Raw genomic sequence first — 12,145 nt, 5'->3', positions numbered from 1 at the left:
TTAATGAACCTTCCTATCTTCGCCATCAACCTCGGTCGCGAGACCGGCCGCTGGCGCGAATTGCTCGCCAGCGCCGAAACGTCCGGCCTGACCTTGCAGCGCATTGCCGCCGTCGACGGCCGCGTCCTGGCTGAAAAGGATTGGACGGAGATCGATCTTCCAACCGCGCGCAAACTGAGCGGACGTGACATCCTGCCCGGCGAGTATGGCTGTTACCGCAGCCATATCCATGCGCTGGAAGCGCTCCTGGCAAGCGGCAGTGCCTACGGCCTGATCATCGAGGACGACGTGCTCTTCGGCGAAGACACCAGACGACGCATCGAGGCCGTCATCGCCGCGGTGCCGGATTTCGACGTCATCAAGCTGACTAACCATCGTATGAGCCTGTTCATGCGCACCGTAGTGACGACGGAAGGCGATGAGATCGGCCGGGCACTGCATGGCCCGCAAGGTTCGGCCGCCGCCTATCTGGTGACCCGGGAGGGTGCCCAGGGCCTGTTGTCGGCGCTAGCGGTGATGAAAGTGCCGTGGGACGTCGCACTCGAACGGTTTTGGGATACTGGCCTGAAAGTCTATTCGGTCCGCCAAAACGTGCTTGGCTTCGGCGCCAGCAGCGCTATCTCAGGCATAGCCGGCCCTTCCGGCAGCTACAAATTCGCGCGGTTTCCCTGGCCGCACCGCTGGGGCGCCGCGGTGTTCCGGGCCAAGGACCAGCTGTGCCGCCTGCATCACACGCTGCTGCGACCGCCCCTGCCGCGCGAGATCCCGGACTACGCCAGGGACGACTGGCCGCGCAACAACCTCATTCTGGTACTTGCGGCACTCGCCATTCTCGCCTTGGTCTCCTCGGCCTGGCGCGAGGCCGATACCTATCGTTATGCAGGGCTGGCGCTCGTCGCTGTTGCAGCCGCCCGTTGGCTCAGGATGGACCTGTGGACCTACAGCAAACCGCTGATCGGATGGGTCGGCTGTCTATGCCTGGGCTGGTCGGCCTATGTCTTCATCCGGATGGCGATCGTCTATTTCGGCACCGGCCAGTTGGGCAGCGCCGAAGGCATCTACCTGTTTCCGGCGTTTTATGCGACGACCGGCTTCTCTCTCTTGCTGTTCGTCAGGCAGCCAGCGCGGCTCGTCCTCTGGTTCATGATCCTCAGTCTCGTCTCCCTGGCGGCGGGTACCGGCTATTCGGAGATCCTTCACGGCATCAGACCGGAACCGCGGCTTTTCAACAATTCCATTCACGCGTCTGTGGCGGCCGGTTTCCTCTTCCTCTGCACGCTGCAGTTCATGGCATACACGGCGCAAAGAACGGATCTGACCACCACTGCCAGGAGCCTGCACTGGGCGCTGTCGGCGGCTGTCCTGGTATTTGCCCTGGCCAACATCATTGCGTTGCGGTCGAAGGGCGTCTGGCTTGCGCTCGCGCCCGTCCTGCTCCTGCTGGCGCTTATGACCCTGGCACGAGGCCATCGCCGCGAGCTGATGATAGCGGGCGGAGTGCTGGCGATCGTGGCCGCCGGCGTTGTCGCCACATACGACATCTTCTGGTCCACCGCCGGCGATACCATGGTCTTCATCAGGACCCTGGTATCTGATGTTTTGAGCCATGGCATGCTATCGGCCTTCGACCACGCCATCGCGAGCGATACGGTGCCGGCCGCGGCCAAGGAACGGCTGATGCTGTGGGCCGACGCGATCGAGATCTTGAAACGCCACCCGATCTTCGGAGCCAGTTCCAGCTGGCTCACCGAATGGCAAAACAGGACCTATCATCCCGATATCTTCAACGTCTTCCACAACGGCTATCTGGAGATAGCGGTGCGCTATGGGTTGGTCGGGCTGGCGTTCTATGCCTTTCTCTACATGTGGTCGTCCAGGCAGGTCCTGCTGGCCATGCGGGCCAAGCTCATCGCTCCTGCCGCATGGTCGTGCTACATCTCGACGCTGGTCTTCTTCGCCATCACCATCCTCAGCAATTCGAACAATCGGCTGGCCATGGGCGAGGCCTTCATGTGGTTCGCCGCGGCATTCGGCTTCTATTGTTTCTACCTTCGCCAGATGAAGAATCTTGTCGAGCCGAAGACCTATGTCTGAACCAAGCCGCGCCCCCGACCGGCCAGCCGGCACGTCGCGCAAGACCTATGGCCGGCGGCTCAGCTTGCCTCGCGCATGGCTTCAGCGGCCTGCAGGTCCACCGAAACGAGCTGGCTGACACCCTGCTCGGCCATGGTCACACCAAACAGCCGGTCCATGCGTGCCATGGTGATCGGATTGTGGGTGATGATGACGAAGCGAGTCTCGGTGGTCTTGGCCATCTCATCCATGAGATTGCAGAAGCGTTCGACATTGTGGTCGTCGAGCGGCGCGTCGACTTCGTCGAGCACGCAGATCGGCGCCGGGTTGGTCAGGAACACGGCGAAGATCAGCGACATCGCCGTCAGCGCCTGCTCGCCGCCCGACAGCAGCGTCATGGTCTGCGGCTTCTTGCCGGGCGGGCGGGCAAGGATTTCCAGCCCCGCCTCTAGCGGATCCTCGGATTCGATCAGCTGCAATTCCGCCGTGCCGCCGCCGAACAAATGCGAGAACAGCCGCTGGAAGTGGCTGTTGACCACATCGAAAGCGGCGAGAAGCCGCTCGCGGCCCTCGCGGTTGAGGCTCTGGATCGCTTGTCTGAGCTTGCGGATCGCCTCAATGATGTCCTCGCGCTCCGAAACTATGGTCTCCAGCCGGTCGGAAAGCTCCTTCTGCTCTTCCTCGGCGCGCAAATTGACGGCGCCGAGCCGTTCGCGCTCGATCTTCAACCGATCGAGCTGGCGTTCAATCTCGGCCATTTCAGGCATTGGATCGTCGACTTCCAGCCCGGTGTGGCGAATGACGAGATGTGGGGGCGTGTTCAGCGTTTCCTGAATGCGCGCCTCGATCTCCAGCCGGCGCTCGTCGGCCGCCGTCAGCCGTTCCTCGGCGCGGGCGCGGGTCTCGCGTGCCTCGGCCAATGACTGGATGGCCCCTGTGGCCGCCTTGTCCAACTCGGCCTGCCTGTTTTCCGCTTCCTGCAGCCGGTCGGCGGCCGCCTTGCGCAAGGTCTCGGCCTCGGTGAGTTGCGACAGCAAGGCGCGCCGCTTGGCATCGATCTCGTCTGGCGCATCGGCCAGCCGCTCGCGCTCAGCCTCGGCCTCGGCCTTGCGTTCGCCGAGTGAGGCGATCTGCGTCGATGCGTTTTCGGCGCGCACCAGCCAGTTGCTGCGTTCGGCGCCGATGGCGTCCAGCCGACGCGTGCGTGCCTCGGCTTCGCGCCGCAAGCCTTCATGGACGGCACGCGCGTCGGCAAGCGTGGCGCGGTCGCGGGAGACATTGGCCGAGGACTGTTCGAGCTGCAATTGCAGGTCGCCGAGATCGGGTGCATCCTGCAGCAGCATTTCGGCCTCGACGAACGCCGCCGAGGTCTCCTCATGGCTGTCGACGATGCGGGCACGCGCCTCGTCCAAAGCCGCGCGCCGGCTCGACAGCTCGCCGCCGGCTTTCTCGGCTTGGGCCAGCGCATTGCGGGCGGCGTCCAGTCGGTGCTGGGCGTCACGCCCGGCCTGACGCGTGTTGCGCTCGGCCTCGCTTGCCTGGCGAAGCGCCTGTTCAGCCTGCACCAGCACCTCCTCGGCCTGACGCAGGGTGAGCGTCGCCTGCACCGCCTCGGCATCGAGTTCGGCAAGCCGGTTCTTCTGCGCCAGCCGCTGAGCCGCGGCCGTCGGCGCATCGGCACTGGCGGTAAGGCCGTCCCAGCGCCAGAGCGCGCCTTCGCGGCTGACCAGTCTCTGGCCGGGCGCGAGCAGCGCCTGCAGCCGACGGCCATCGGCGGCTTCGACGATGCCGATCTGCGCCAGGCGGCGGGCAAGCTGCGCCGGGGCGCGAACCACGCTGGCGAGGCTTCTGGTCCCTTCCGGCAGGGCAGCGTCGCCAGGCTGGATCTGGCTTTCGCCCCAATGCGCCGGCGCGCTGCGGTCGAGCGGCACGTCCAGGTCTTCGCCAAGGGCCGCACCCAGCGCCGTCTCGAAGCCGCGCTCGACGCTGATCTGCTCCAGCACCGAAGGAAAGAGATCGCCGCTGGCCGCGTTCAGGATCTTGGCCAGCGTCCGGGCTTCGGTCTCGATCCGCGCCAGTTCGGCCCGGGCGTCCTGCAACGGTGGGCGAGCGGCACTTTCGGCGGCACGGGCATCGATGACCGACTGCTCGGCCTGCGCCACCGCGGCCTCGGCTTCTTCCAGCAGCGCGACGGCCTGTTCGACCAATATCCGCTTCTCGGCAGGATCCGGCAGGCCGGCTACCTTCGAGAGGATATCCGACAATTCGCGGTCGACCTCGGCGAGTTGGCGGGCAAAGCGGTCGCGGCGCTCGGCGGTTTCGCGCAGCGTCCGTTCGATCTGATGGCGCGAAGCGGCGGCCTCGGCCCGTTCGGCGGTCAGCGCGGCAAGCGTGGCTTCGCTTCGTGCAAGCGTCGATGCGGCCTGTTCGAATGCCGCGCGGGTGTTGGCCTCGCGCTCGGCGGCGCCGGCGTTTTCGGAATTCAGCGTGGCTTCTTCGGTGCGCAGGCGTTCGAGAACATCGGCATTGTCGCGCACCATCCGCTCCTCGCGGGCGATGTCGCCGTCGAGCTGCTGCAACCGGCGCTCGATCTCCGTCTGGCGAGCACGGATGCGGCCGGCTTCCTCCTCGATCTGCGACCTGGCGATCGACAAGCGCTGGAAGGCGGCGGCAGCGGCGGCTTCCGCGTCGCGCAGCTCAGGCAGACGATGTGCGCTGATGCCTTGTTCCTTGGCGGCGTTCATCTGCGCGGCGGCGCGGTCGCCGACAAGTGCCGTGGCGTTCGCCAGCGCCGAGCGCGCCTCGCCTTCCTGAGTCTTGGCCAATGTCCAGCGCAGATGCAGCAGCGTCGCTTCGGCCTTGCGGATATCGGCCGACAGGTTCTTGAAGCGGGAAGCCTGGCGCGCCTGGCGTTTCAGGCTTTCGATCTGGCTTTCCAGTTCACCGACGACATCGTCCAGGCGTTCGAGATTCTGTTCCGCAGCCTTCAGCCGCAATTCCGCCTCGTGGCGGCGGGTATGCAGGCCGGAAATGCCGGCGGCCTCTTCGAGAAGTGCGCGGCGCGCCTGTGGCTTGGCCTGGATCAATTCGCCGATACGGCCCTGCCCGACCATTGACGGCGAGCGCGCGCCGGTCGACTGGTCGGCAAACAGAAGCTGCACGTCCTTGGCGCGCGCTTCCTTGCCGTTGATCCGGTAAAGCGAGCCTGCCTCGCGTTCGATGCGGCGTGACACCTGCAACTCGTCGGCATCGTTGAAGGCGGCCGGCGCCGAGCGATCGCTGTTGTCGAGGAACAGCGTGACTTCGGCGGTGTTGCGTGCGGGCCGCGTGCCCGAACCGGAAAAGATCACGTCGTCCATGCCGGACGCGCGCATGTTCTTGTAGGAGCTTTCGCCCATCACCCAGCGCAACGCCTCGACGAGGTTCGACTTGCCGCAACCGTTCGGCCCGACAATACCCGTCAGGCCGCGTTCGATCACGAACTCGCCGGGTTCGACGAAGGACTTGAAACCGAGCAGGCGAAGGCGCGAAAACTTCATTCACGCGCCTCATAAAGGCGGGCCGCGCCGAAACGCCGCCGCCTCAGCGCTGAGCCGATGTCAGAGCAGAGGGTCGATGATGGCCGACATTTCCTCAATCGACATCGCCCCCTTGTAGGTCTTACCGTTGATGAAGAAGGTCGGTGTCGAGTCGACCTTGAATTCATTGGCGCCACGCTTCTGGACCGATCTCACATCGTCCAGAAGTTTCTGGTCCGTCAAGCAGGCCTCGAAGGACTCCTGTGTAAAACCGGCAAGCTTCGAGATTTGCAGCAGCGCATCCTTTGTGTTCGACACGCCAACCCAGTTGGCCTGCTGCTTGAACAGCACGTCGACCATCGGGAAATAGTTGTCCTTGGCGCAGCGCGCCAGCATGAAACCGGCTTCCGCGCTCGGATCGAAGGGGAATTCGCGCAGGATATAGCGGGCCTTGCCGGTGTCGATATACTTCGTCTTCAGCTCCGGGAAGGTCGTTTCGGCGAAATGCGCGCAATGCGGGCAGGTCATCGAAGCGTATTCGACGATGGTGACCTTCGCATCGTCCTTGCCAAGCTGCTTGTCGGGCAGTGCGCCTGGCTTCAGCAATTCGGCCATGTCGACGGTGCCCTGTGCTTCCGGCACCTGAACCGCCGCCGGCGTGGCAGGCTTCGCGGGAGTGGCCGGATCGGCGGGCTTTACATCCGCGGCCTTGGCTTGTTCGCCGGAGTCGCTGCAGGCGGCGAGCAGGGCGACCGCCGGAATGGCGGCCAGCGAAGACAGGACGTTTCTGCGAGACAAGCTTGGGCCAAACGAGGAACGGCTCATACGAATCACCTGACAAGGGTTGGATTTTGCAATGCAAAAGCACGAAAAAGCGAGAGTTGGCGCGAATTAAGGCATCCCTGTCCCCAATCCAATCGCGAAACCTGACAAGGGTGATCACGAATGCGCGAGATTAACGACAAACCTGTGACTCTTTCCAGTGGGAACTAGACTTTCCTCCCGGCAAGAATTGTCGCACCCAGCCTTTCCAGGGAGGCGCGCAGCCCGTCATCTTCAATCAGCCCGACAGTATCGGACAGTTTCATTTTTTCGGCCTCGGTCAGCGGCCTGAGGGCAGGCTTTGACCGGACTTTGCCTGATATTACAGGCTTCTGCACGATCCTGATGCGGCCAATGGCATTGAAGCCGAGAAAAGCGTTGACCCTGTTGATGATCTCACCCGTCTCATGCTGCAGGTGGAGCGCCGCCATGCCCTCGCAGGCGATGACCAGCACGGCCGGCTCGAAGGGATCATCTTCATGCAGGCGGCGCGGCCACTGGATTTTCTCGGGCCGCGAGCGGCTGGCAAGGCGCGGGCCGGCGATCTCTTCCCAGGACTGGACGAGACCAATCGAGATGCCTGCCCGCTTGCGCAGCACCGGATCGAGGATCTCGGTGGCAAGATCGCTCACCGGAACGGGATTGCCGAAGGGCCTTTTCCCTGCCATGTGCGTTCTCCAGCCACGACCTCACCCGATATCGGCCAGGCCAACACAAGATCAATGGCACCAGCAGACCAGACCCGCAAGGCCCAGACCGATGGGGCAACGCCAGGCGATACCGCGTCGCGCCTGCTCGCCTGGTACGACGTGCATCATCGCGAGCTGCCCTGGCGGGTTTCGCCGCGCGACCATGCCCGAGGCGTGCGGCCCGACCCCTACCGCATCTGGCTGTCCGAAGTCATGCTGCAGCAGACCACCGTCGAGGCGGTGAAATCCTATTTCCGCGCCTTTGTCGAGAAATGGCCTGATGTCGAGGCGTTGGCCGCCGCGCCAGCCGAGGACGTGATGAAAGCCTGGGCGGGGCTCGGCTACTATTCCCGCGCGCGCAACCTCAAGGCCTGCGCCGATCTGGTGGCGGCGCGTGGCGGCCGGTTTCCCAACACCGAGGCCGCTTTGAGAGACCTGCCCGGCATCGGCGCCTACACCTCGGCGGCCATCACGGCAATCGCCTTCGACCGCCCCGCGGCTGTCGTGGACGGCAATATCGAGCGTGTCATCTCCCGGCTGTTTTCGATCACAATGCCGCTCAGCGAGGCCAAGGCCGAGATACGCGCCCATGTCGAGCGGATGGTGCCGCCAGCAAGGCCGGGCGACTTCGCCCAGGCGATGATGGATCTCGGCGCCACGATCTGCACGCCGCGCCGGCCGCGCTGCATGCTGTGCCCACTGCGCGAGGATTGCACCGCGATCCTGTCGGGCGACCCTGAACATTTCCCGGTTCGCCTGCCGAAGGCAGACAAGCCGTTGCGGCGCGGCGCCGCTTTCGTCGCCGTGCGCGAGGACGGCGCCATTCTCCTGCGCAAACGGCCGGAGAAAGGTTTGCTCGGCGGCATGACCGAGGTGCCGACCACCGCCTGGACGGCACGGCTGGATGGAGCCACCACGCCGGCGGCGGCGCCCTTTCCCGGCGAATGGCGGCGGGCCGGAACAATTACACATGTCTTCACCCATTTCGCTCTCGAACTCGACGTCTTTCATGCCCACATCAAAGGTGATGCCCCGGAAGGGCATTTCTGGTCGCCTGGCCGAGAGATTTCCGGCGAGGCCCTGCCGACTGTCATGAAAAAGGCAATCGAAGCTGCGATACCCGGCGCGACGAAAAAGCCGTCACCATTGAGTGCAACGAGGCCCCATGACTGAAGTCCGCCACATCGTTTTCGACATCGGCAAAGTGTTGCTCCATTACGATCCCAGCATTCCGTTCAGCCGGCTGATTCCCGACGAGACGGAGCGGAAATGGTTCTTCGACAATGTCTGCACGCATGACTGGAACATCGAGCAGGATCGCGGCCGGACCTGGGAAGAAGCCGAGGCGCTGCTGATCGCCGAGCATCCCGATCACGCGGAAAACATTCGCAATTTTCGAAGGCATTGGCACGACATGGTGCCGCATGCTTATGACGACAGCGTCGCCATCATGCTCGGCCTGATCGAGCGCGGCCATGATGTGACCATGCTGACCAACTTCGCCGCCGATACCTTGGCCGAAGCCCGCAAACGCTTCGACTTCCTCGATCGTCCACGTGGTGTGACCATCTCCGGCGAGATCGGCAAGATCAAGCCGGATCGTGACATTTACGACCATCACGTGGCTGCGTTCGGCCTCGAACCGTCCGCGACGCTGTTCATCGACGACAGCCAGAAGAATGTCGACGGTGCCAGGGCCGCCGGCTGGCAAGCCGTGCTGTTCACCGATGCCAAGACGCTTCAAGCAGATCTTGAACGCCTCGGCGTCGTGACCTAACCTCGTCCGATATGGGCAGGCTTGTTTTGAGGTTTAATTCGGAGTGGTCGACACTCGACGCCAATATCGAGCGCGGCCACTTCCACGGACATGGCGACGCATATTTTCCGACCAACGAAGTCGGCGAATTCATCGCATCGCTGCAGGCATATCCGATCCAGCGCTCAGACCTGGCACTGAAGTCACCCGGCTTGATTAACATTTCGGTCTTTCCGGCAGATGGCGTCGGCCACTTGTTCGTAAGGATCGAGGTCGCTGAAGACATCGATGATCGTGATTTTGCGCGCGTTCGGCTGCGAACCGACTATGCGCGCCTGTCCCGCTTCGCCAACCAGCTATCGCTGATGGCCAAAGGCGAGATCACCGAAATCATCCTTGAGGAAGACAAGGCCTGATCGAGCAATCAGCCCCCTGCCCGCTCCATGCCAAGACGGGCGATGCGGCGCAGTTCGTCGATCGGGGTGAGACCGCCGCTGCGCTCGTAGTGCCAGAAGGTCCAGCCGTTGCAGGCATCCAGGCCCTGCACTTCGGCGCCGATCTTGTGTATCGAGCCGGCGCTGTCGCCGATCGCCACCGTGCCGTCGGCGCGCACCTTTGCCGCCCAGCGCTTCTTGGCATCGTAGAGTGTTACGCCTGGCGTCATCAGCCCGGTGTCGATCAGGCTCACGAAGGCCACGCGCGGCTCGGCGCGCTTGCCGCTGAGAACCGTGAGATCGGCTCCCTCCAGCGGCCGCACCGCGTCGATGCGTTCGTTGGCGGCATCGATATAGGCCTGCTCGCGCTCGATGCCGACGAAATGACGGCCGAGGCGCTTGGCCACGGCACCTGTCGTGCCGGAGCCGAAGAAGGGATCGAGCACGATGTCGCCGGGTTTGGTCGAGGCCATCATGACGCGGGCGAGCAGCGCTTCCGGCTTCTGCGTCGGATGCAGCTTGTCGCCATTGTCGTTCTTCAGGCGCTCGCCGCCGGTGCAGATCGGGAACAGCCAGTCGGAGCGCATCTGGACATCGTCGTTGGATGCCTTCAGCGCCTCGTAGTTGAAGGTATAGCCCTTGCCCTTCTGGTCGCGCGAGGCCCAGATCATGGTCTCATGCGCGTTCTGGAAGCGGCGGCCACGGAAATTCGGCATCGGGTTGGTCTTGCGCCAGACCACGTCGTTGAGGATCCAGAAGCCCAGATCCTGCATCTTGGCGCCGACCCGGAAAATGTTGTGATAGGAGCCGATGACCCAGATGGTGCCGTTGGGCTTCAGCACGCGGCGCGCGGCCAACAGCCAGGCGCGGGTGAACGCGTCGTAGGCCTCGAAGCTCTCGAACTGGTCCCAGGCGTCGTCGACCGCGTCGACCTTGGATTGGTCGGGCCGGTGCAGGTCGCCGTCGAGCTGCAGATTGTAGGGCGGATCGGCGAAAATGACATCGACGGATTTTTCCGGCAGCCGGTCGAGCGCTGCGACGCAGTCGCCCTTGAGGATCGTGTCCAGCCATTCGGACTGCTGGGGAGCATGGGAAAGCTCGTCGAGAAGACGCACGGCAGACATTTTTACACCCAAGGCACGTGTTACTGTTTACTCCCCGTTATGGTTACCGATCAGCGTAAATATTCGGTGAAGGCCCGCCGGATGGCCGGTCAGGTTTGCGAAGGCCGGCCCATTGGTGTATGCCGCGCCGCTTGAGCCCTGAGCGGCCATTCCTCCTCCTCCTTGTTCCGGATCACCATGCCCCAGCCAGACCTTGTCATCTTCGATTGCGACGGCGTTCTCGTCGATTCCGAAATCATCGCCGCACGGGTCGAGGCTGAGCTGATAACCCTGGCCGGATACGAAATCTCGGCGGAAGAGATTGCCGAGACCTATGCGGGCCTGACGTTCAAGGACATCCTTATCCGGATAGAGGAGAAGTCCAAGATCCCGTTCCAGGTGTCGCTGATCGATCGTGCAGAGGACCTGGTCGACAGGAAACTGCGCAGCGACGTGCGTGCCATTGAAGGCGTGCGCGAAGCGGTCGCCTCCGTCACGGCGCAACGCTGCATCTGCTCCAACTCCCGCTCGGAGCGGATCGATTTCATGCTGGAGAAAGTGCATCTGCTGCCGTTTTTCGCCGGCCGTATCTTCTCGGCGCTGGAAACGCCCACCGGCAAAACCAAGCCGGCTCCGGACGTGTTCCTGTTCGCCGCTGAAAAACTCAACGCCAAGCCGGCCAACACCTTCGTCATCGAGGACTCCGTGCACGGCGTCACCGGTGCCAGGACGGCCGGCATGCGGGTGATCGGCTTCACCGGCGCCAGCCACACCTATCCCGGCCATGCCGACGCGCTGACGGAGGCCGGCGCCGAGACGGTCATCCGCCGCTGGGCGGAACTGAAAAGCGTGATCGCGGCGCTGTCGGAATGGTCGGCCGACGCTTGAGCAACGTCTAGTTTATCGCCGCGGCCTTCTTCCTGTGGGTCTTCTTCGGCTTGTCCGTCGTCGCCTTCGGCGCGGTTTCGTCGTAGCCGGCATAGGCCTGATAGTCCGGCGCCGTCGGTGCGGGCACCACGATATTGGAATCGGTAAAGACGAACTGGGTGGCGACCGAGGGATCGGTCACCTGGACCTGATACTGATGAATCTGCGAATAAAGCACGTCGGTGCCGTGCATCACGGCGGTGCGGATCGGCATGGTGATGGTGCCGGGCGCGAATTTCGGTCCTGGAACGACCTTGCCGGCGACCGCGATCTTCATAGTCAGTTGCCCGTCGGCACGGCTGCAATCGCGGGTCACGTCGCTGATCGACGCCTGGTAAATGATCCTCGCCGAATCGTCGGGCGGTGTGGCGGCTGCTGCGTCAGCCGCGGCTTGGGCCGCGGCATCCTGCGCGGCATCACCGGTCTTCTTGAGCCTCGGCTTGGGCTTCTGCACATCCTTGACGTAGGTGTTGAAGAAGGCCGTTCCGTCACGCAGCGTGACCTTCGGGCAATAGGCGTTCAATTGGCTGGTCAGGATTTTGGGATCCTGCGGCGGCGGTGGCGCTGTCGGATCCTTCTTGCCGAAGCCAAGGTTCAGGATGCCGTTGTCGCTTGATTGGCAACCGGCGGCGGCGAGCATAAAGCCGGTGAACGCAAGACCCGCCACAAAGCGACCGCCGAATGTATGAAACGCCATGAAACTGCTCTTCCCTCTCGCAAAGCTGGTGACGTATATCAACCGCGCGGCAAAAATGCGACTGAGCCAGCACAGAAATTAACCACCTTGTGGTGAACGGAAAAGCCAAGCGGCAACGGATCTGTG

Annotated in this window: 10 protein-coding genes; 5 read left to right on the top strand and 5 right to left on the bottom strand. The window is 63.5% G+C overall.

The features are described from left to right. The first annotated feature begins 3 nt into the window (after positions 1-3). Positions 4-2,094, top strand: a complete 2,091-nt coding sequence (locus FJW03_RS03870) for an O-antigen ligase family protein (RefSeq protein WP_140761363.1) — start codon at positions 4-6, stop codon at positions 2,092-2,094. A 59-nt stretch (positions 2,095-2,153) separates the two neighbouring features. Here the strand turns inward: FJW03_RS03870 and smc are convergent, their stop codons facing one another. From smc to FJW03_RS03855, 3 genes are all read right to left on the bottom strand, one after another. Further along, complete coding sequence (smc, locus tag FJW03_RS03865; RefSeq protein ID WP_140761366.1) at positions 2,154-5,612, bottom strand: chromosome segregation protein SMC; 3,459 nt, start codon at positions 5,610-5,612, stop codon at positions 2,154-2,156. A 60-nt stretch (positions 5,613-5,672) separates the two neighbouring features. Then, positions 5,673-6,416, bottom strand: a complete 744-nt coding sequence (locus tag FJW03_RS03860) for a DsbA family protein (protein ID WP_140693427.1) — start codon at positions 6,414-6,416, stop codon at positions 5,673-5,675. Between the two features lie 164 nt (positions 6,417-6,580). After that, a complete protein-coding gene (locus FJW03_RS03855; protein WP_140761369.1) occupies positions 6,581-7,081 on the bottom strand; it encodes a DUF721 domain-containing protein in 501 nt (166 codons plus the stop codon). 54 nt (positions 7,082-7,135) lie between these two features. On the opposite strand from FJW03_RS03855, the gene mutY reads away from it, so the two are divergent. The 3 genes from mutY to FJW03_RS03840 are packed head-to-tail and all read left to right on the top strand — an operon-like array spanning position 7,136 to position 9,274. Then, positions 7,136-8,275, top strand: a complete 1,140-nt coding sequence (gene mutY, locus FJW03_RS03850; protein WP_140761373.1) for an A/G-specific adenine glycosylase — start codon at positions 7,136-7,138, stop codon at positions 8,273-8,275. After that, positions 8,268-8,879, top strand: a complete 612-nt coding sequence (locus tag FJW03_RS03845; protein ID WP_140761376.1) for an HAD family hydrolase — start codon at positions 8,268-8,270, stop codon at positions 8,877-8,879. The genes mutY and FJW03_RS03845 overlap by 8 nt, the downstream gene beginning before the upstream one ends. An 11-nt stretch (positions 8,880-8,890) precedes the next feature. Next, positions 8,891-9,274 (top strand): hypothetical protein, encoded by a 384-nt coding sequence (locus tag FJW03_RS03840; protein ID WP_140761380.1) that lies wholly within the window; start codon positions 8,891-8,893, stop codon positions 9,272-9,274. An 8-nt stretch (positions 9,275-9,282) separates the two neighbouring features. Here FJW03_RS03840 and FJW03_RS03835 read toward each other — a convergent pair whose 3' ends face one another. Then, complete coding sequence (locus FJW03_RS03835; RefSeq protein ID WP_140761383.1) at positions 9,283-10,416, bottom strand: site-specific DNA-methyltransferase; 1,134 nt, start codon at positions 10,414-10,416, stop codon at positions 9,283-9,285. A 177-nt stretch (positions 10,417-10,593) separates the two neighbouring features. Here FJW03_RS03835 and FJW03_RS03830 point away from each other — a divergent pair, with 177 nt between their 5' ends. Beyond that, positions 10,594-11,283: an HAD family hydrolase gene (locus FJW03_RS03830; RefSeq protein ID WP_140610062.1), complete on the top strand. Its 690-nt coding sequence runs from the start codon at positions 10,594-10,596 to the stop codon at positions 11,281-11,283. Positions 11,284-11,290: 7 nt separating this feature from the next. On the opposite strand, the gene FJW03_RS03825 is transcribed toward FJW03_RS03830, so the two are convergent. Next, on the bottom strand, positions 11,291-12,019 hold the full coding sequence (locus FJW03_RS03825; protein WP_140610063.1) for a hypothetical protein: 729 nt from the start codon (positions 12,017-12,019) through the stop codon (positions 11,291-11,293). Between the last annotated feature and the right edge of the window lie 126 nt (positions 12,020-12,145).

This window comes from Mesorhizobium sp. B4-1-4 (genome assembly GCF_006439395.2).
Classification (GTDB): domain Bacteria; phylum Pseudomonadota; class Alphaproteobacteria; order Rhizobiales; family Rhizobiaceae; genus Mesorhizobium.
Note: the sequence above shows the minus strand (reverse complement) of the source record. Positions and strands in the feature narration are given on the sequence as shown.